The 19748-nt window shown below is 47.6% G+C and carries 19 protein-coding genes; 14 read left to right on the top strand and 5 right to left on the bottom strand.

Annotated elements, in window-relative coordinates:
- Positions 1-44: 44 nt before the first annotated feature.
- Positions 45-1169, bottom strand: a complete 1125-nt coding sequence (locus tag BP95_RS0119045; protein WP_028533021.1) for a mandelate racemase/muconate lactonizing enzyme family protein — start codon at positions 1167-1169, stop codon at positions 45-47.
- 118 nt (positions 1170-1287) lie between these two features.
- Here BP95_RS0119045 and BP95_RS0119040 point away from each other — a divergent pair, with 118 nt between their 5' ends.
- From BP95_RS0119040 to BP95_RS0119030, 3 genes are read left to right on the top strand one after another with little or no spacing between them, the layout of a single operon-like run.
- A complete protein-coding gene (locus tag BP95_RS0119040; protein ID WP_021253827.1) occupies positions 1288-1683 on the top strand; it encodes a hypothetical protein in 396 nt (131 codons plus the stop codon).
- A gap of 32 nt (positions 1684-1715) precedes the next feature.
- Positions 1716-2312, top strand: a complete 597-nt coding sequence (locus BP95_RS0119035; protein ID WP_021253826.1) for a gluconate 2-dehydrogenase subunit 3 family protein — start codon at positions 1716-1718, stop codon at positions 2310-2312.
- Positions 2309-3880 (top strand): GMC family oxidoreductase, encoded by a 1572-nt coding sequence (locus BP95_RS0119030; protein WP_021253825.1) that lies wholly within the window; start codon positions 2309-2311, stop codon positions 3878-3880. Before BP95_RS0119035 ends, BP95_RS0119030 begins: the two co-directional genes overlap by 4 nt.
- A 236-nt stretch (positions 3881-4116) precedes the next feature.
- Here the strand turns inward: BP95_RS0119030 and BP95_RS0119020 are convergent, their stop codons facing one another.
- The 3 genes from BP95_RS0119020 to BP95_RS0119010 all read right to left on the bottom strand — a co-directional run bounded on the left by BP95_RS0119020 (position 4117) and on the right by BP95_RS0119010 (position 8480).
- Positions 4117-4551, bottom strand: a complete 435-nt coding sequence (locus tag BP95_RS0119020; protein ID WP_021253824.1) for a MarR family winged helix-turn-helix transcriptional regulator — start codon at positions 4549-4551, stop codon at positions 4117-4119.
- Between the two features lie 66 nt (positions 4552-4617).
- Positions 4618-7128, bottom strand: a complete 2511-nt coding sequence (gene uvrA / locus BP95_RS0119015; RefSeq protein WP_028533020.1) for an excinuclease ABC subunit UvrA — start codon at positions 7126-7128, stop codon at positions 4618-4620.
- 242 nt (positions 7129-7370) lie between these two features.
- Positions 7371-8480 carry a nitric oxide synthase oxygenase gene (locus BP95_RS0119010; protein ID WP_021253822.1) on the bottom strand — a complete coding sequence of 370 codons (1110 nt, stop codon included), beginning with the start codon at positions 8478-8480 and terminating at the stop codon, positions 7371-7373.
- A 235-nt stretch (positions 8481-8715) separates the two neighbouring features.
- Here BP95_RS0119010 and BP95_RS0119005 point away from each other — a divergent pair, with 235 nt between their 5' ends.
- The 8 genes from BP95_RS0119005 (at position 8716) to BP95_RS0118975 (ending at position 16895) form a co-directional block, all read left to right on the top strand.
- Positions 8716-9690, top strand: coding sequence for a helix-turn-helix transcriptional regulator (locus BP95_RS0119005; protein WP_028533019.1), 975 nt, complete (start codon positions 8716-8718; stop codon positions 9688-9690).
- 83 nt (positions 9691-9773) lie between these two features.
- A complete protein-coding gene (locus BP95_RS0119000; RefSeq protein ID WP_028533018.1) occupies positions 9774-10460 on the top strand; it encodes an AlkZ-related protein in 687 nt (228 codons plus the stop codon).
- An 80-nt stretch (positions 10461-10540) separates the two neighbouring features.
- Positions 10541-11434 carry a hypothetical protein gene (locus BP95_RS0118995; protein ID WP_028533017.1) on the top strand — a complete coding sequence of 298 codons (894 nt, stop codon included), beginning with the start codon at positions 10541-10543 and terminating at the stop codon, positions 11432-11434.
- Between the two features lie 105 nt (positions 11435-11539).
- Positions 11540-12448, top strand: a complete 909-nt coding sequence (locus tag BP95_RS32075; protein WP_231515167.1) for a helix-turn-helix transcriptional regulator — start codon at positions 11540-11542, stop codon at positions 12446-12448.
- Between the two features lie 113 nt (positions 12449-12561).
- Complete coding sequence (locus BP95_RS30930; protein WP_051614142.1) at positions 12562-13572, top strand: hypothetical protein; 1011 nt, start codon at positions 12562-12564, stop codon at positions 13570-13572.
- A gap of 37 nt (positions 13573-13609) precedes the next feature.
- Positions 13610-14599 carry a hypothetical protein gene (locus tag BP95_RS32070; protein WP_051614141.1) on the top strand — a complete coding sequence of 330 codons (990 nt, stop codon included), beginning with the start codon at positions 13610-13612 and terminating at the stop codon, positions 14597-14599.
- Positions 14600-14623: 24 nt separating this feature from the next.
- Entirely contained in the window at positions 14624-14815 is a 192-nt protein-coding gene (locus BP95_RS32670; protein WP_021253815.1) for a hypothetical protein, read from the top strand.
- A 334-nt stretch (positions 14816-15149) separates the two neighbouring features.
- Positions 15150-16895: a methyl-accepting chemotaxis protein gene (locus BP95_RS0118975; protein WP_028533016.1), complete on the top strand. Its 1746-nt coding sequence runs from the start codon at positions 15150-15152 to the stop codon at positions 16893-16895.
- Between the two features lie 76 nt (positions 16896-16971).
- Here the strand turns inward: BP95_RS0118975 and BP95_RS0118970 are convergent, their stop codons facing one another.
- The gene (locus BP95_RS0118970) at positions 16972-17604 is read right to left on the bottom strand and encodes a LysE/ArgO family amino acid transporter (protein ID WP_021253813.1); all 633 of its coding nucleotides are present in this window, start codon (positions 17602-17604) and stop codon (positions 16972-16974) included.
- Between the two features lie 156 nt (positions 17605-17760).
- Between BP95_RS0118970 and BP95_RS0118965 the strand changes: the two genes are divergently transcribed.
- The 3 genes from BP95_RS0118965 to BP95_RS0118955 all read left to right on the top strand — a co-directional run bounded on the left by BP95_RS0118965 (position 17761) and on the right by BP95_RS0118955 (position 19733).
- The gene (locus BP95_RS0118965) at positions 17761-19239 is read left to right on the top strand and encodes an aminotransferase-like domain-containing protein (RefSeq protein WP_155987309.1); all 1479 of its coding nucleotides are present in this window, start codon (positions 17761-17763) and stop codon (positions 19237-19239) included.
- A 90-nt stretch (positions 19240-19329) separates the two neighbouring features.
- Entirely contained in the window at positions 19330-19533 is a 204-nt protein-coding gene (locus tag BP95_RS0118960; protein WP_021253811.1) for a helix-turn-helix transcriptional regulator, read from the top strand.
- A complete protein-coding gene (locus BP95_RS0118955) occupies positions 19530-19733 on the top strand; it encodes a hypothetical protein (RefSeq protein WP_021261482.1) in 204 nt (67 codons plus the stop codon). The genes BP95_RS0118960 and BP95_RS0118955 overlap by 4 nt, the downstream gene beginning before the upstream one ends.
- The last annotated feature ends 15 nt before the right edge of the window (positions 19734-19748 follow it).

Here is a 19748-nt window from a genome sequence, read left to right as displayed (position 1 = left end):
TTCGCCTTTTTTCGTTGCGCAAAAGAAACGCTGGTCAGATTCAATTACCAGAAACGCGATCCGTCCCAGCGGTAATGGCTAAGCATGTCTTCATCGATGGCTGTCCCGATGCCGGGGCCGTTCGGAATATTGACGGTTCCATGATGAATGTGAAGCGGAACCAAGGCCGTAAATGGATTGTCCATTACGTCCCACTCTATCGGTTCAACCGCTTCGTCGGCGTCCATTTTGCTCCAGGCAGGCAAGCAAGCGTGAGCGAACAGCGCGTAGCAGCGGGCTAAAGCGCCATCGAAGGTATGCGGGGTTACGCGAATGGTCGCTGTGCGTGCGAGCTTTAGTACGTCGCGATAGGCATCGATACCGCCAAGATGAAGCGGATCGGGCTGAACAATATCCAGCGCTTGCTGAACGATGGCTTGATGGAACAGCGAGGGAGTCGTGGCATTTTCACCGCCTGCAACCGGAATGTTCAGTCGAAGTCGACAATGCGCGAATTGATCCCATGCGTTCAAGGGCAATGGCTCTTCGAACCAGAGCCAATTTTCGTATTGATTGACCAGGGAGTTCCAGCTGCTGGCCGTGGCAGCATCATAGCTTCCATTAGCGTCCAATGCAATTCCTACACGCTGCCCGTACCGTTCTTGGACGGCGCGGACATGGCGAATATCATCAGCGAGTGATTTCCCGCCTACTTTTATTTTCACGTTAATAAACCCCTCTTGAACCGCCTGCTCCATATCCTTTAGCGATTGGGCTACCCAATCCGATGCATCTGAATACGATTGAAGCGATGCGTACAAGGGGAGTGAACGTCTAACCGCGCCACCCCAAAGCTCGCAAATCGATAATTTCGCGCTGTGCGCAACGATTTCCGTCAACGCCATGCTGACCGCAGCTGCGGGTCTATCATGCTTTTGCTTGGATAATGCAGTGATAATGGCATTTCGTTCCCGGGCATCCTTGCCAAGTAGGAATGGAATGACGGCGTGTTCAAACTCAGCTTCCAGAGCAGGCAGCCATCCCGAACATTCACCCCATCCAGTAAGTCCGGATTTCGTCGTAATTTTGATCAGGTAAGCGGAACGGAACTTCTTCAAGCCATTAGCATCTCCGTAGGGACGGGGGATTCGATATAACAACGGGTACGTGTCGATCTTGTGAATGAGCAAGAGTAACCTCCTAATAAAAATGATGACCTATGTTTTAAGTATGGGATATGTTGGAACACTTTTATAAGCGGCTATCGCAAAAGAAAAAAAATATGATTCGTAAGAAAGAGGGAACGCGATGGGATGGGAAGGTTGGCCAATCGAGAGGATGCTCATTTTATTCGTCAGTTTAGCCTTTTGTTTAATCGGCATACAAGTGACGATGTCTCATTATCGGCAAAATTTTCACCATAAAGCGATGTGGGTACCCGTGCTGGCAGCTCCGTTGTTTTTTGTGTTCGGGTTGATTCTCGTCTGCTTTCACGTGGCATGGCTGCGTGTTTTTTTCCAATTCCTCATGTGGGTTGGAGCTTTGGCGGGACTGGTCGGTTTTTATTTTCATGTTCGTGGTGTAGGAAAGCGGGTCGGGGGCTATCAATCACATAACTTTCTAATTGGGCCTCCTGTCATCATGCCGCTCATGATTACCGCGATGAGCCTGCTTGGGATAATAGCGCTGTATTGGCGAGCGTAATGGTTGAAGATGACTGTACTGGAGTGAGATTGATGGTGAGAAGAACGCGGTATCCTTCATTCAATGTACTGGATGAACGCGAGGCATGGGATACCCATACCCAAGCCATCGTGACGAGCAGAATAAGTAAGTCGCAGTCCTGCACCGTGTTAGATGGTGAGGAATATAAGCTGCTGCAACAGGTATGTTCCGCGCTCGTCGATGACGAGAGAGAGGAAGTAATTCAATATGTGCTCGCCCACGTAGACCAGACATTAAAGGATACGACGACGGGAGAAGGGGAACGCAGAACGGGCGTGCCGGAGCGCAAAATGCTTATTCTTGAAGGGATTCAGCATTTAGACAAGTTCCTGTTGCAAGTTACGGGGAAAAAAGCGAGCAAATGTGAAGCACAGCAGCTTACCGAGGTGCTTCGGCAAATTAGCGATGGACGAGCGGATTATTCGAAATGGCCCAGCGATCTTCAACGCGAATGGTTCGTGAAGATGCTTAATCTGACTGTCGAGGCGTATTGCTCGCATCCTATCGTATGGTCTGAGATGGGGTATGCCGGCCCTGCATACCCGCGCGGCTATGTTCGCGGCGATATCGGACGGCTTGATCCATGGGAGGCGAAGGAAGAAGCATGATACTGCGTAAATTTGCTGATGAGGCGGACGTTGTAATCGTTGGCGCCGGTGCCGCCGGCGGCGTGCTTGCTAAGGAATTGAGCGAGGCTGGGTTCCGCGTCGTTGTACTGGAGGCCGGGCCGTTTCGCGATCCGCAGCAGGACTTTGCAAGCGACGAGCTCACCATGAAAAACTTAGGCTGGCAGGACACCCGCATTGTAGACGGAAAAGACCCGCTGACGATGGGGCATAACAACTCCGGTCGCGGTGTAGGCGGAGGAACGGTGCATTTTACGGCCGTGTTTCTTCGATTCCATGAATCTGACTTCCGCACCAAGACACTGGATGGCGTTGGAGAAGACTGGCCCATACGTTATGAGGATCTTGAGCCGTATTACTCGCGCATTGAGAAAGAGATTGCGGTATCCGGCCCGAAGCATTTCCCTTGGGGCAGCTACCATGGGCCTTATCCGCATCCAGAACGGGATCCGCTGAGTCCGAATGCTTATTTATTCATGAAGGGCTGCGAGAATTTGGGGATTCGTTCGTCTGTTCCGCCGCTAGCCATCATATCCGCGCCGTTCGACGGCCGTCCGCCATGCATCAACAGGGGCTTTTGCAACCAAGGTTGCATGCCGAATTCGAAATTCAGCACGTTAATTGTGCATATTCCGAAGGCTATCGCTGCAGGAGCGGAGGTGCTAGCCGATTGCATGGTAACCCAAGTGCTAACGGGAAACGACGGCAAGGTAACGGGCGTAACGTTCGTGCATGAAGGCGTGACCTATGCGCAGAAGGCAAAAGTAGTCATCTTGTCCGCTTTTGCGGTTGAGACGCCAAGACTGATGCTTCACTCCGCGAATAGCCGCTATCCGGATGGTCTTGCTAATAGCAGTGGTTGGGTTGGCAAAGCGATTATGCCGCACAGCAGCGAGGACGTTTATGCCAAGTTCGACCGCGATATACGGCTGTACAAGGGAACTCCGGTACTGGCAACGACGCAAGACTTCTATGAGACGGACAAAAGCAGGGGATTCGCGCGAGGCTACACTCTTCATGCTCATGGCGCCAGACCTGTCGGGTTCGCTCAAGGCCTGAGCAAGTCGAGGACAGGCCCGATCTGGGGAAGCCGGCTTAAGGAAGAGCTGCTGGACTATAATTACTACGGAAGAATAACGATGGTAGGGGAGGTGCTGCCGAACCCGGACAATCGGGTAACGCTTGTCGGTGAGAAGGATGAGAATGGAGTGCCGCGGGCCAAGGTAACGTTCAGCTATGGAGAGAATGACCGGAAGCTAATCGAGCATGCCGTTGGCAAAATGAGCGCAATTCTGGAAGCGGAAGGCGGCGATGTCAAATATGTCGTGCCGGATACCGCTCATCTCATGGGTGGCTGCCGAATGGGCACGAATCCGCAGACTTCTGTCGTCAATTCGTATGGGCAATGCCATGATATTCCCAATTTGTTCGTCTGCGATGCCAGCATGTTCGTGACATCCGGCGGAGCTAACCCGACGAATACCGTAATGTCACTGGCTCTGCGAACCGCCGATTACATCAAGGAACAAGCGAAGAAGCTGGAGCTGTAATAAGCTTCCTTCATTAAATCGTTTGAGTAATGTCAATGACGTGGAAAGACCATAGGAACTTTTCGTTCCTATGGTCTTTCTTGCCATTTCATTCGGAGCAATAAACGATTTACCTTCCAACTTGATTGAGAAAAAACTGGCAGGATTGCAATTCATTGCGGATATTTATGCTGGACGGGTGTAGTTACGGTTATGAATAACTATCATGCTTGTTATTGCTATGCGTAGTTTACTTCCTACTCCATATTCCCCGTCAGTGATTGATTTATCTTCCCGCATAAGTTTGCAAACTGTCGCAGCTCGTCATCACTGAGCCCATCGCGAATTCGATTCATGATGCCATGGCGAGAGATTGCCGCCTTCTGGAGGAAGGCGTGACCTTGTTCAGTAATTTCATGATACATGTAGCGTCGATCATGAGTATCGCGTGTTTGTGTAATCATGTTTTTATCGATAAGTTTCTTTGTTAATTTGGAAATCGCGGATAATGTCGTATGGATCGAATCTGCAAGCTCTCGAGTCGTTTTTGCTCCATTCGTAGCAAGCAGATCCAATATATTGTATTGAGCGGAAGTGATTCCTTCGACATTGAACCGATTATGCTCCGCGACCAGCTTGCATTGGAGCATCGTAAATTCATTTTCGAAATCGCATGTGTTATGTTCGGTCAATTTCTCCTCATCCTTTCTACTCGCACCTTTTCGGGAACTTGGCACGCCATTTCCTATGGCTATATTTTATAGATAAGCCCCTATAATGGAGTCATTGCTGGATTTCAACGAATCGGGCGTACCGGTGGCGATTACGGTGCCACCCTCATGCCCTCCTCCTGGGCCAAGCTCGATCACCCAATCCGAATTTGCAATAAGTTGGGTAGTATGCTCGATCAGTAGAACCGAATCCCCGCGATCGACGAGCCGATTCAATACGGCAAGCAATTTGCTCGTATCCTGGTCATGCAATCCGACGGAAGGCTCATCCAATATGTACAGCGTGTGGCCGCTGCGGGCATTGGACAGTTCTGCTGCCAGCTTGACGCGCTGCGCCTCGCCTCCAGAGAATGTGCTGGATGGTTGCCCCATTCGTAAATATCCTAAGCCTATATCGCATAAGCAATCCAGCTTGGCTGCGATCTTCGGAATATCGCGGAACAGTTCTCTTGCTTGCCCGATGCTCATGCCCAATACATCGGCTATGGAATGTCCATGCCATTGCACAGACAGTATTTTCTCACGATAACGCTTCCCGTGGCAAGTCGGACAAGGAATCAAGCGATCGGCCATGAAGTGCATCTGAACCTTAAGACTGCCCGTGCCTTTGCAGGATTCGCATCTTCCTCCAGCTACATTGAAGGAGAAATCAGAAGCTTTCAACCGCAAGCCTTGTCTAGAGGCCAATTCCTTGAACCATTCCCGAATGTCATCGAATACCTTTGTATAGGTTGCAGCATTAGAACGGGACATTTTGCCCATCGCTTGCTGATCGACAACGACGAGATGCTGAATATGTTCTATACCGCCAATTCGGCTGGAAGCATTCGATGCCGAACCAATTGATTGCAACTGGGGAAGCAGCTCTTCCATGACAAGCGTGGACTTGCCGGAGCCCGACACGCCAGCAATGGCGGTAATGATGCCCAGAGGAATGTCCACCGTAATATGCTTTAAGTTGTTTGCGTGTGCATCGCGGATGGTTAATGTGCGGTTCCAGCTTCGAGCGGTTGAACGATGCCGATTCAGAGATTCACGAAGGCTTTGAGCCGTCATGGATTCCGGATGATTCAGCAGCTTATTAACCGTGCCTTGGAAGACAAGCTCTCCTCCTAGCTCTCCTGCGCCTGGACCGATGTCCACTACATAATCGGCTTGTCGGATAACATCGATATCATGTTCAATAACAATTACAGTGTTGCCGAGTGAGGCCAGCTTACGCACCGAACGCATCAGCTTGTCGGTATCCTGCGGGTGCAAGCCTGTCGTAGGTTCATCAAGTACGCAGATCATGCCGCTCAAGTTCGAGTTCAGCAAAGAGGCCAGCCGCATACGTTGCGCTTCTCCGCCAGACAGGCTGGAAAAGCTTCGATCTAGTGATAGATAGTTCAGTCCCGCATTCATGAGACTTCGTGTACGTTCCCGTAATTCCCTGCAGATAGGCTGAGCCGCTTCGACGTATCGATCAGGCAGAGCAGAAGGTAGGTCTTCAAGCCAATTCAGCAGTTGAGTTAGAGACATAGACATGAGATGGTGGATGGGCGTCCCGTTCACCAGGACGTACGAGCTTGTTGCGTTCAACCGCGAACCATGACAGGACTCGCAAGGAACAGTACGGAGGAAGCGGGCGAATTCCAGCAGCGATTCCTCGTCATCATCACCCTCGTAATATCGGCGCAGTAGGCTGTTCACGGCACCTTCATATTTGCCTTGCTTCATATTGGATGGGGCAGGGGCATCAGGGCGAAGCTCGCGAATGCGTGGATCGTCCGTGCCGTACAGCAGCATGTGACGCACGATGTCCGGCAATTCGCCGATCGGCTGCTGAAGATCTTCTTCATACAGAGGAAGGTGATAATATTTGGCTGCACGCAGGAGAAGCGGGGCAAAGTGCCACAGGAATCCCCTTTTCCATACTTGGATGCCTCCATCTTGAATCGATAAATCGGGACGTACAATTACATCGAGAATGGGCACTATTTGTTCGCCCAGACCGGTACACGCCGGGCACGCACCGAGCTGTGAATTGAAGGAAAAGTGAGCCATGGTTATATTTTCAACGGGTTGTCCGCAAGAAGGACACGCATAGTGCACCTGATGGGAATGTTCTTCCTCAGACAGACGAACAGGGGTCGTACGTATATCCGCATAACTGAACGCAGCTTGGCAATGCGGACAAGCACGCTCTCCAATTGCCGTATACAGCAAACGCAGATATGTATAAATCTCACTATATGTTCCAACGGTAGAGCGTCGGCTAAAGTTATGATGATGCTGACTAACGCTGACGATAGGAGACAGACCGTAGATGTTGTCATAATCCGGCCGCTGCACGTTGTCTGCTGCATGACCGGAAGCACTAACAAATTTGCGCTCACCCTCTTGGACAAGTATGTTAAACAGCAGGGTTGATTTCCCTGAACCAGATACGCCGGATACAACGGACAATTGATTTCGTGGAAAACGAACAGTGACATCCTTCAAGTTATGTTCCCGAGCCCCTTGAATGACGATCCACTCGGGTGATGATGTAGTCATGTTAACTCCTCCTTATTATTTGAAAAGCTCAATAGTTGAGAGAGGAAACTATTGATTACAGAAATTAATATAGACCTGTACGTAGAAGTTGTCAAATGGCGCTAGAATGAGACTCTGAGACTCATTACGCTACGTGCACCCGCAATTGGTTGTCACAATGTTCTGTGTTACGGAATAAAAAGAAAGGAGCCTGCTCGGCTATTTTGGCGAGCAGGCCCTTGTGAGAACAGAATAATTGATGATCATGCTTCGTTAATATACGGTACAGATTGATAATAGAAATTCGGATTCACAATCGTATTGTCGTAGCTTTGGTGGAAAATAGGCGTTGCGGCGGGTGACATCGGTGGAATCAGCCATGTCCAGTCGCCTGTATGAGCACGGTCACAACTCTGTTCCTGCTCCTGGAACTTAACGAATTGTTGTGCTGCCGTATGGTGGTCTACGATGCTAACACCCGCTTCCTTGAAGGAGTGAAGCACTGCGGCATTAAGCTCAACAAGAGCCCTGTCCTTCCACAGTGATGTATTCGACACCGTAGACAGCCCCATTTGCTCTGCGATGACTGGCAGCAAATTGTATCGTCCTTCATCGGCCAAATTCCGTGCGCCGATTTCTGTTCCCATGTACCAGCCATTGAATGGCGCGGCAGGATAGGAGATGCCGCCGATTTCAAGGCGCATATCAGCAATAAGCGGCACGGCATACCAACGCAGCTGCAGCTCGGCAAACCATTCGAACTCAGGATGGCTGAGCGGCACCTCTATAACGGAGGACTTCGGTATCTCAAATACCTGCGGTGGGTTCGTACCTGTCTGAATGACAAGAGGCAGTACATCGAACGGTGTGCGTTCTCCCTGCCATCCAAGTGATTCACATATTCGGGTAAATGGGAGCGAGTGTGGATCTCCCATGATGCCTTGGCTAGTCTCATAGCCAGCATAGCGAATCAACTGATGATTCCATATCCGAACAGGATGCATTCCGTCTGGATGAGCAGGTGGAAAAATCGTGATTGCAGGACGTATCCGGCCATCATTTGTTGCGAAGTCAATATGTTGGACTAACGCGTCTGCGATCTGCTTATCCTCGGTTAAATGTCTGGCATCAACCACATGCAAGGATGACCAGAACAAGCGGCCAATACAGCGATTGCTATTGCGCCAAGCCATCTTAGCTCCGTGAGTTAGTTCTTCTGCAGTATGCGAATAAGTGCCAGTATGTTCAATCTCGGAATGTATTTGTGATAAGCGCCCCTCTATGTCAGCAGGGAGCTTGCCGAGCTCTTGATAGCATTGCCTAATAAATGTTGAAGCTTCTTCTAGAAGCGTATGCTTCGCGTATACGTTCATCTTCCGATGTCCTTCCTTGCGACGAAAGCGCCGTAATGTGTCGGATTAACTATATCAGATTCTAACAGTTTGGTATGTACCATTGATGACGATGTCGATGAGATGTAACAATTTCAGCCGGAAAATCGTCGCAAAAATTTTGTTACCCGATCATAAATGGTGACATACAAGCTGTCACCATTCACATGATATAATCAGGACAAACCGTGAAAATTATCCAGCTAAGGAGAGGCCATTGAAACGAATCGATCGATTAATTGCTATCATTATCGCCCTACATCACCGTTCCGAAACGGCTCAATCGTTAGCAGAGAAATTCGAAGTCTCCCGCCGTACCATTATCCGAGATATGCAAGCATTGGGCGAGATGGGAGTACCGTTATATGCGACAGCAGGTTCAAGCGGGGGCTATCGGTTAATGGATGGCTACATGCTCCAGCCGCTTCAATTATCGACCACAGAAGCATTAACCGTGCTCTTCGCGCTGCAAGGCATGACACAGCTTCCCGATTCACCATTCAATCAGGAGCGTTGGACGGTCATGGACAAGCTGAAGCAGATCGTATCCAGTGAAGTACTGACTGAGGTGGAACCGATGTTAGAGCGTGTCGAGCTGTCCGTACCTACAAGAAACTACCGTGCTCCGCAGTTGAAGCAGCTGATTGCGCATCTATCACAGGCGAAGCCCAAGTGGCTCCATATATTCTATCGTTCACAGAAGCATCAGCGTTGGTTGTATATCCAGCCGAAGCGGATATATTCGGCACATGGGTTCTGGTATTGTGAAGCTTATTCGTTAACACATGGTGAAGACCGATCATTTCGTGTCGATCGTATGTCTCAAATCTCGATAGCCGAAGATGAAGATGTACGCACAGTACAGGGCAACGGGGACAACGGCAAGGGCAGCCCAATAAAGCGGAATCTAGAAGCCGTGAAGAAGGAAGACCCGATCCGAATCCGGGCAAAACTGACCTATCGCGGCATGCTGCTTGTCGAGCAAGATGAACATATTGGGGAATTGGTGCATGAAACCGGTGAAGATGTAGGAGAGGTTGAGTTTAACTGTCCCCAGTCAGAATGGGAATGGGCACAGCGCTTCTTCTATGGCCTTGGCTTGGATGCAGAGGTGTTGGAGCCTGTGGAATTGCGAGAAGCCATTTATAAGCATGCTCATCAGGTATGTGAGAGGTATAAGGGAACAAAGTAGGCCTTTAGGTCTCTCTTTGATACATAGCGTTTGGAACAGAGGAAGAAGATGTTAGATCAGACGAAGAAGGGATGAGATCGAAGATGAGCGCGAATACGAATTTGATTCACAATTATAAAGAAGCAGTTGAGCTTATTCGCCAAGTGGGTATTCTGCCGCTGGCCAACCTCGCACCCCATCACCCTTCACTTGCGGGTGTGACAGAAGAATCGGCATGGCATAGTGACACCGATGCGGATCCGTGGCGTTGGCGGGTTCAATTTCCTGGGGATGGGGTTGCTGCCTACGGCAAGTTCATCAAGAAGAAAGGGGTGTTTATCTCGCTGGAGTGGGTACCGATTGTCCGCTCGGTGCTTGGCGATACTCGTTCCGTCAAGGAACGGTATGCAGCAGGTGAGATGTCGCCGGAGGCGAAACTGTTGTATGGCATCATTGTTGAACATCCCGGTATCGATACGAGGCTGCTGCGAGTGAAGGCAGATATGAAATCCCCTGATCAGAAGAAGGCATTCGACAATGCGTTAAATGAGCTGCAGGGGACGATGGATATTGTCATCTCGGGTGTGACAGAACGGCGAAATAGCGCTGGCGAAGTGAACGGATGGAATAGCACCTCCTATGAGACGATTGACCATTGGCTGGAGAATCTGGGTATCGAGACGTCAATGATATCTGTACAGGATGCGAAGGAACAGCTCTATGAACGTCTTGCTCGTTCTACGACTTCGGAAGCGTTAACTTATTTTACTAAAAACATGAAGCTGCGTTAAACATGCAAGTGACGAAGCGGGGAAATAATGTTTATGTGAAAGTAAATTAATTACATTAAATAGTAATGGAGTTGGTATAAATGTTGAGTGTAGACAGCTTCAATCGTGCGCAGCGCTTTATTTACGAGAATGCGAGACTGCTCGACCGCAGACGTTTTGAATATCATTTCGACCAAGGGAGCAAGGCAGCTGTTATCATGGCCCTTACAGGTTTTCAGAATGAGGATGGCGGCTTCGGTCAAGCGCTGGAGCCTGATATTCGTTGTCCGCATAGTCAGCCTGTACCGACAGAAGTAGCACTATCCATTATGCACGAGATTGACGAATATGACCGAGGGTTAATCGTTGGAATCGGTAGCTATTTGAAATCGGTTACAGTGGGCGATACTGGAGGATTCCCTCTTATTCAGACGTCGGCGAATGAATATCCACACGCGCCTTGGTGGACAGTCGCCGATGATCGTCAAGCCTCCATAAATCCTACGGGACATATTCTTGGGTATTTGATGAAGCAGCATACCGTACCTGAGCTCAGCCGAGAAGAATGGTTCCAGCAGGCTGAGCAGTTCATGTGGAATCAGCTAGAGGCAGCCGATAATGAAGGCTATCACAGCAATATACAATATATCTCCTTCTTAACTGCTCATCCGGATAAAGAACGAGCAGAGAGGGCATTGCAGAAGGTGAACGAATGGCTGCAGCTGCCAGGTGTCATTGAACGCAATACGAAGGCGGAAGGGTATGTTCATAAGGTGCTGGATTGGGCACCAACGCGTCACAGCTACTGCGTACAATTTGTCACTGAGAAAGAAATCGAAGAGCATCTGCAATCCCTTGTGGAGGAGCAGCAGGAGGATGGCGGTTGGCCAATAAGCTGGCCAGCAGTGAGTCCAGCAGGCGAGATGGAATGGCGGGGATACGTAACCGTCAATCGGCTGCTGACGTTGAAGTCATATGGATGGTTGCAACGCTAACAATAACGACGATAAGGCCAACTTCCAACAATTACGAAGTTATGCACAACAAGTGATTTTGTTGTTTTGTCTATGTCTACAAGGGGGAACTTGGATTTGAGCAACATGCATCGAATTTTATGGTTTGATCAAGAAGTACGATCGAATCATTTTCCGAATTGCACTCAATTAGCACATCAATTCGAGCTGTCTACCAGACAAGCCAATCGAGATATTGAATACATGGTCAACTCTCTTGGAGCTCCTCTTCAGTATGATGCCAAAAAAAGAGGCTATCGGTATACGGATGCGACATTTGCTTTGCCAAGCACGTATATTACGGAAGAATTAAGACGAACGCTAGCATTCTTGTCTCATCGTTATCAGGATTACAATTATGGCGGTTATGATGAATACCAAGCGAAATTGCCAATTATGCTGCAAATATCAGAATTGTTCCGTCGCTTGTCAGACGTTAATGAGCTGCAGTCTCAGCAAATTCCAGCTTATGAGATCAATGCCGAGATCATTGACATAGCAAATCAACTAAGCATGTCCATTCAGAACAACCAAGTGCTTACCATTCAATATGACGGCATGGAAGGAGCAGAGACGTATACGTTTCACCCCTATAAGCTGTGCTACAAGCAATACGTCGATTACGTCATTGGATGGTGCGAGCAGGAGGAGGAGCAGAAGATGCTTCGCTTGGATCGAATCATCCGAATGGAACGAGCAGCGGGAATATCTCGGCTAAATGGTGAACTGCCCTCTACCTTCGGTTCATCGAATCTTCCTGTTCAGCCATTTACGGCAATCATAGAGTTTATAGATAAGCCTTCGGAAGCATGGAGAGATTACAATCTTATGAAACGAGAAGATTCGGTGGTATTCGAGATCCAATTTTTCGATGTGTCCTTATTTATAGATCAGTTGATGTCAACAAGAGAATGGGCAAGGATTGTGAAACCGAAATGGCTGAAAGAGAAGGTAAAAGCAAGATGTGAACAAATAATGGGGATGCTTAGCGAATAGGCGTAAATATAACAGGAAAGACAAAAAACAAAACGAATTTTAAGGTATGACATTATATGTCGTACCTTCTTTACTATAATTGGATTATCGCGATAAGAGAGGAGCGGCCGCTCATGAGTATAGGAACTACTCTATCTCTTTCTTTTCAAATTGAACATCGTTCTTACGTGGATGCCCTGCATGCTGTTCTCACGGGTGCTGGTCTGTACGAGGGTTCGAAATATATGCTAGGCGGAATGACAGGTCTATTATCTAAGTTTGTTATTCACAAGGAATTATCAAGGAGCTCAGTTACAGCGTACGGCAACTTGGGAGAAGAACATGGCAATGCGCTCCTTCGAATTGGGATTGAATCAAATCAATTTGCTTGGCATACGCGTCAACGTACGTTTGAATTGGCGCAGCAGGAGTCGATACGTCATATTCAGCACAGCATCGATCAAGGAATAGGCGTCGTCTATTGGAAGCCTGAGTTTGCCGTGATTACGGGTTATGACGATGAGGACGAAGTGTTCTTCTATCTAGACGGTTACTCGAAGGAACAACAAGTGCTGCTGTATCGGAATTTTGGCATCATCGATAATCCTACGCCATTCTGGTACTATCAAACGATTATTGGTGCAGTGGACATGCCGTACCAAGAAATCTACCGAGAGTCGCTAATTACAGCAGTTACAGATTGGGATACGCCGCATCGAACTTTGCCGGATCTGGACTTTGCTGCAGGCTGTAAAGCATACGAATATATGATTGCCGCCCTGTCTAGCCAACACTATCATTCGCATGGGGGCGCTTATACCATTAGCTCTTATGCTGGTATCAAGCGTGACATGATGAATTATCTGGCTACTATCCAAGGAAAGCTTGGTATATCTGATGAGGTCATTCAACTTTATCAACTTGTAGATGAGGCATTTCAAGTAATGAAAGCGACGGTTCAGAATGGTACGGGACATGAGCTGTGCATCCAATCAGACCATGTACCACAGCTAATCGAGCAGGCTCACCTTGCGATGGAACATGAACGAGCAGCGATTGAAATACTGCGCACTGAAATCGGTTACGAGGAAGTCATGCGTTCGCGTTCCAACAGTCTCCACTGGGGATCGACGGCGCCAAGATAATTGCGGTCAACAACTAAGAATAGGTGCAGGTGAAGAGATGACGTCTATTATCCTTGAAAATATGAAAATCGTACCGGAAACAAAAACGTTTATCGATCATTTCCATAGTGTACTGCTGGCCGGCGGGCTAACCACGTATCCGAAGCATACGATTGCGTGTATGTCATCATTGGCCTTCCGCATGTCCGTTCATCGTCAGTTGGATGCTATATCTGTGACGGCCTATAACTGGCCTGCCGAACACTTTGTTGCTGCGGATTTGCTTGGTCTCTACTCAGAGACGTATGCAGGCTACAATACAGATCCGGTCTTCCCGGTCTCTCGTAAGTATGCAATCGAAGAAATGAAGCATTCTCTACAAGAAGGTGTCGGACTCATTTATTGGCACGATCAGTACTACACGATCTATGGCTATGACGAAGCGCAGCAGTGTTTTTTCGCAGTAGATTCGTGCGGGAATAGCGGATGCAAGGTGTCTTATCAGACACTCGGGCAAACGGGAAATTCGTCGATTGTATTTATACAGCGGATATCCAAGCGCAGCATTTCCATAGATGTACGTGATCTGATTACGGAATCGCTGGTGCAGGCGATTTATAAATGGGAGCAGCATGATAGCATTTTGCCGCCAGAGCAATTTGCATGTGGCGAACAAGCTTATGATGCAATGATAGAGGAAATCCAGTCGGGTACGGCGGATTGGGATGGGGCGGAGCAAACATTGTCCATGTATCGTACCTTCAAGCACTACATTGCTCGTTATTTGCATGATATGAAGCAATCGATGGATGGGCTGGAGCAACTGGCAGAGAAATATCGAGTTCTAGCTGACTTATACGATGATATTGTTGCAATCCTCCGAAGATTACGACACGACTGGAATGATGCGCACGAAGAGGGGCTATGTCACGAGATGGTGACCACTCTTATCTCTGCCCAACAAATTGAAAAAGATGCTATAGAAGCTATGAAACAGGTGGTGAAGGACGTTCGCGAAGCGCGCGGAGCCACACCACATTTACGATAATAGATACGAAAAAGGGGAAACGAAATGGCTAAAACAAAACGTGGTAAAGCATTATGGAACGTTCCATCACATGGACGGGGAACATGCCCAGTGTGTGGAAGCACACGGATTAAAGTATTGTACACGCAAACAAAAAGCGATGGCACATCTCTTAAAGTTTGCAAAAAATGTGTAAAAGCGACTCAATATCGAATTGATATGGCGTTATCTGGTTAGTAGTTAGTGATTCGTAGTTATGCTGTCTGTGCATGCAGAATCTTACCATCAACATCCTTGCCGATTATTTCGGCAAGGATGTTTTTTTGTAGATGACTTCGTTTAAAAGGGACGTTTTTTCTCCTTACTCGGATATATATGCTCTTGTTTTCTGAAAAATATCTACAACATTTTTAAACGTGTCTATTCATTTTTGTCGAAAAATGACGATATATAGCTCATTGACATAGACTGATTGGTCAGTAAATACGGACAAGGTTTATAGGCAATAAGGATTCGAATGGAAAGAACTCCTGTATATAACCTGTTTGTCAGTCAACTAGGGGGCTATTGAATGAAAAACAAAGGCTTAGTGATGAAATCTATCATCGTCGTGACCGTTCTTCTTATGGTCATGTCTATTGTATTCATATCATCCTCATATATGATGGAGCGAAGAATCTATAATGATGAATTACTATCCCTTCATACTACGCTTACGAAGAATATCGAGATAGAAAAGGAGGGTATTGCAGGAGCTGCTAACAAGCTCAAGTCAATGGATTCCTCACAATATGCAAAGGATAAGAATATTGTTTGGATTCAGGAGAGCTTGAACAGCATGGTACGCGACAATTTCATTTCGAATTCGTACTTGCTTGCTCCCGGTTTCACGGAACGTGATGGAAAGTTCTATCTGAAGGTGCTTCAAGGCAACGATTCCTTCGTTGAATTTGGAAATGCGCCAGGAAGCGAGTATGAGATCAAGCCAGAGCTTGTCGATGCGATCCATGAGATGGAGCGGACAGGTGTTGGCTTTAGTGACATCTATGAAGATCTTGATGGCGAATGGATTACGGTGCTGAAGCCGATCAATAATGACAGGAATGAGACGATAGCGGTGTTTGCCGTAGATTTCAATAATAAGAAGATTGACGGCGATCTGAATGCCATGTTGTGGAAAATTATTGGTATCGGCTCATCGATAGGTATCATATTCATTATCGTGATCGCCTTCTTAATACGCCGATTAGTTCGGCCGCTTACACAGCTGTCCGTTCTGTCCACGAGAGTGGCGGCCGGCGATTTAACGGTATCTATTCCGGTTCGCTCGAAAGATGAAATCGGCGTTCTATCTGATAGTTTTAACACGATGATTGCTCAAATCAAGCACTTGGTTACCAATGTCAAGACGACCGCTGATCAGGTCGCGGAATCGTCACAGCAACTAACGGTAATCGCCACGCAAACATCTCAGTCTAGCTATGAAATATCCAATTCTATTCAAGAGGTTGCAACTGGTTCAGAATCGCAGATGCAAGGGGCTGAAGAAAGTAAGGCTGCTATGGAGGAAATTGCAATCGGCATCCAGCGGATTGCTGAATCATCCTCTGCCGTATCAGAACTGAGCATCGACGCAACAGAGTCGGTTGATCAAGGCAATCAGGTTGTCCAGCTGACGGTGAAGCAAATGGCACAGATCAGAAATTCCGTCAGTCGTTCTGAAGGGATTACGCGGTCTTTGTTGAATCAATCCGAGAAGATAGAGCATATCGTCAGTATCATTGGCAATGTAGCGGTGCAAACCAATCTATTGGCGCTCAATGCATCTATTGAAGCGGCACGGGCAGGCGAACATGGACGAGGCTTCGGCGTTGTTGCCCAAGAGGTGCGCAAGCTTGCAGAGCAAACGAAGGACTCTACGGAACAAATTGCTGAGATGCTGAATACGGTAATTGCACATACGAAGGAACTGGCCGAAGCGATGGGAGAAAATACGGAGCAGGCTGAACAAGGTACCTTGATTGTGCAGGAGGCTGGGGAGCATTTCAACAAAATATGGACATCCGTGCAGCAGGTCACGGAGCAAATTCAAGAAGTATCGGCAGCCGCTGAAGAAATGTCTGCTGGAAGTGAGGAGGTTGCTGCCACTTTGGACAACCTTGCTACCATAGCAAAGGATTCCTCACTGAATACACAGAGTGTTGCCGCATCGACCGAAGAGCAGCTTGCTATTGTGGAAGAAATATCGGATACAGCTACCTTATTGAATCGCAAAATGCAAGATCTGCAAGAAGAACTTCGAATCTTTACGGTTTAAAAATGAACAAGACTCCCTGCTCGCTGGAAGAGCAGGGAGTCTTGCTTGTATTACGTTCCTCATATAAGGATCGCAGTTATCCAATTACAGTCAGGCCACCGGTTAGCAGTTGAACCAACATGTATACCGCAATCAACCAAATGGTAATTGCGGATATCTTGTTCAACCAAGTGAGGATGCGGCCGTCAGCATCGATTTTATTAGTGAAATGACCTGCTACAGCTAGTCCCAGGAACCACAGCCACGATACTGCGATACAGGCTATCGTAAACATCCACTTGAGTTTATCAGAATATTGCAAAGAGTTCGTTCCAATAACGCCAATCGTATCGAGAATCGCGTGTGGATTCAGAAGAGAGACGGACATGGCGAACATCATTTGCTTCGGGATACTCATAGCACTTCCCTGACTGCCATTCAACTTGCTTGACGACTTCCACAAACTCCAACCCATAAATAACAGAAAGAAGAATCCCAATAGATACAGTCCGTATTGAAGCCATTTCCACTTCCAGATGAATAGCGAGATGCCTTGAACTGCGGCTAGAATAAGCAGGGTATCGCATAATGCCGCTGTTATCACGACAGGGATGGCCTTTACGAACGGCTTAGATAAAGCCCCTTGATTGAAAATAAACACATTTTGTGCGCCTAACGGCAATATAAGGCCAAGTGCGAGCAATATTCCGTGAACGAATGCCTCGACCATTGATATCTACCTCCGTATGTCATCATCCATAGAACCGGTTCTAAGACAATATCATAACGCAGCAATTTACAATTGTCCCCGACCATTTGGTTGAGTTCAAGACCAACCAAATTCTATAATAAGCTTATCAATCAACTTGGTGCAGGAGAGGAACATATGCCAAAGACGTGCAGCATTGACTACAGCGATTGGAGACTCGAACGATCCTCATCGATCGCGCTGTATAAACAAATCGAGCATTATATGAAATCTAAAATTTTGTCTAAGGAATGGGAAGCGGGTGCGAGACTCCCTGCACAGCGTGAGCTTGCGAAGCAATTGGGTGTGAATCGCAGCACGCTGGTGGCGGCCTTGGATTGCTTGACTGATGCGGGGTTTATTGAAGGGAATAGCGGAGGGGGGACGGTTATATCGGACATGGCCCATCGTGTCGACAGCATGTCTCCTATTCTGCCGAATTGGAATGCGTATGTGGAAGAAGGCTCACATTATCCCAATTTACCGATTATTCAGACGATAAATAACATGGAATTCTCACCGCAAATGATTCGTATGGGCACGGGTGAGCTTGCCCCTGACTTATTGCCAACAAAAGAGATGGAGAAAACGATACGCGGTGTAATCGATCATGGAATATCACTTGGGTATGAACAGCCGCTTGGGCACTATCCGCTGCGAGAACAGCTCAGCAAGCAGTTGTCGGAGCAAGGCATCGAAGCCGCGCCTAATTCGATATTGATTGTCTCGGGGGCACTTCAAGCACTGCAGCTCATTGCAGCAGGCCTCGTTGGTCGTGGATCAACGATGCTCGTAGAGAAGCCCTCCTATTTATATTCTATTCATGCCTTCCAATCGGCCGGACTAAGAATGGTTGGTGTACCAATGGATCAAGGCGGTATACAAGTGAATGCTCTGGAGCAGTATGCATTACAGTATAAGGCTTCGCTGCTGTATACGATACCAAGCTTCCATAATCCAACGGGTACGGTGATGGAGCAGGACAGAAGAGAAGCATTAATGAACATTAGCAATCGCATTGGATTGCCGATTATTGAAGACAGTGCCTACGAAGCGTTATGGCTGGATGCCCCGGCGCCACGATCATTGAAGTCTATGGATGAGCATGGACAAGTCCTCTACGTAGGAACGATGTCCAAGTGTGTTTGCCCTGGCCTGCGAATGGGCTGGATTGTTGGTTCGAAGCAGGTGATAGAACGCTTGGCAGATATTAAAATGCAGATGGATTACGGCTCCAGCTCATTATCGCAACAAGTTGCGGCGGAGTGGCTCCGATCGGGTCTTCACGAGTCGCGCATGCAACACATTCGTGTTCAGCTGCGTTTGCGAAGAGACTTTTTGCTTGACCAGTTGAGACAGCATTGGTCATCTTTTGCAGCATGGAGAGTTCCCCAAGGCGGTTTTTACATATGGGTGACCATGGATAGGTCAATTGCAATCGAAGCCTTGTTCAAGCATGCGCTAGCTTGTGGAATTCTGTTGAATCCAGGTCATATCTATGATCGCTCGAGCAAGCATCAACTTCGACTATCGTACGCTTACGCAAGCTTTGAAGAAATGGAGCGAGCTATCCATTTGATTGCGATGTTGGTAAAGAATAAGAATGTCACCGAATGATAGGGTGTCAAAAGTATTTGACATAAGACTATTGATCATTATAATAAAAGATGTAAAATGTTTTTTACATTTGAGGAGATAGAACTCGTTATGAAAAACAAGATTTCAGAACTGCGCAAGCGAATGGGCATGTCACAGCAAGAGCTGGCTCAGCGGTGTGAAGTGAGTCGGCAGACGATTAACGCGATTGAGAATGATAAGTATGATCCAACCTTAGCGCTAGCGTTCAAGCTGTCACGAACGTTAGAGGTAACAGTCGATCAGTTGTTTACTTATGAGGAGGCATCAAGATGAGAAAGCAAGATGAAATGGAACGTTATCATAATGACAAGTCAGCGAAGAACGGCTACATGTTCTATACGATCGCATTGCTGGTGTGGGGGCTGTATGATTTTACTGTCAAGGGGAATAGCGGATTGCAATTTACTATCCTATTAATCGGGAACGCCATCTTCCTATGGACACGTGTCTACTATAAGCGAAAAGTAATGTAATAATTACCGTGAAAA

Source organism: Paenibacillus sp. UNC217MF (assembly GCF_000686865.1).
In the GTDB taxonomy this organism is placed as follows: Bacteria; Bacillota; Bacilli; order Paenibacillales; family Paenibacillaceae; genus Paenibacillus_B; species Paenibacillus_B suaedae.
Note: the sequence above shows the minus strand (reverse complement) of the source record. Positions and strands in the feature narration are given on the sequence as shown.

Coding starts and splice junctions, on each gene's coding strand:
- BP95_RS0118955 (WP_021261482.1), top strand. CDS start 19,530: ATGAGAAAGCAAGATGAAATGGAACGTTATCATAATGACAAGTCAGCG.
- BP95_RS0118975 (WP_028533016.1), top strand. CDS start 15,150: ATGAAAAACAAAGGCTTAGTGATGAAATCTATCATCGTCGTGACCGTT.
- BP95_RS0119035 (WP_021253826.1), top strand. CDS start 1,716: ATGGTGAGAAGAACGCGGTATCCTTCATTCAATGTACTGGATGAACGC.
- BP95_RS32070 (WP_051614141.1), top strand. CDS start 13,610: ATGACGTCTATTATCCTTGAAAATATGAAAATCGTACCGGAAACAAAA.
- BP95_RS0119040 (WP_021253827.1), top strand. CDS start 1,288: ATGGGATGGGAAGGTTGGCCAATCGAGAGGATGCTCATTTTATTCGTC.
- BP95_RS0118960 (WP_021253811.1), top strand. CDS start 19,330: ATGAAAAACAAGATTTCAGAACTGCGCAAGCGAATGGGCATGTCACAG.
- BP95_RS0118970 (WP_021253813.1), bottom strand. CDS start 17,604: ATGGTCGAGGCATTCGTTCACGGAATATTGCTCGCACTTGGCCTTATA.
- BP95_RS32075 (WP_231515167.1), top strand. CDS start 11,540: ATGCATCGAATTTTATGGTTTGATCAAGAAGTACGATCGAATCATTTT.
- BP95_RS0119030 (WP_021253825.1), top strand. CDS start 2,309: ATGATACTGCGTAAATTTGCTGATGAGGCGGACGTTGTAATCGTTGGC.
- BP95_RS32670 (WP_021253815.1), top strand. CDS start 14,624: ATGGCTAAAACAAAACGTGGTAAAGCATTATGGAACGTTCCATCACAT.
- uvrA (WP_028533020.1), bottom strand. CDS start 7,128: ATGACTACATCATCACCCGAGTGGATCGTCATTCAAGGGGCTCGGGAA.
- BP95_RS0119010 (WP_021253822.1), bottom strand. CDS start 8,480: ATGAACGTATACGCGAAGCATACGCTTCTAGAAGAAGCTTCAACATTT.
- BP95_RS0119000 (WP_028533018.1), top strand. CDS start 9,774: ATGAGCGCGAATACGAATTTGATTCACAATTATAAAGAAGCAGTTGAG.
- BP95_RS0118965 (WP_155987309.1), top strand. CDS start 17,761: ATGCCAAAGACGTGCAGCATTGACTACAGCGATTGGAGACTCGAACGA.
- BP95_RS30930 (WP_051614142.1), top strand. CDS start 12,562: ATGAGTATAGGAACTACTCTATCTCTTTCTTTTCAAATTGAACATCGT.
- BP95_RS0118995 (WP_028533017.1), top strand. CDS start 10,541: ATGTTGAGTGTAGACAGCTTCAATCGTGCGCAGCGCTTTATTTACGAG.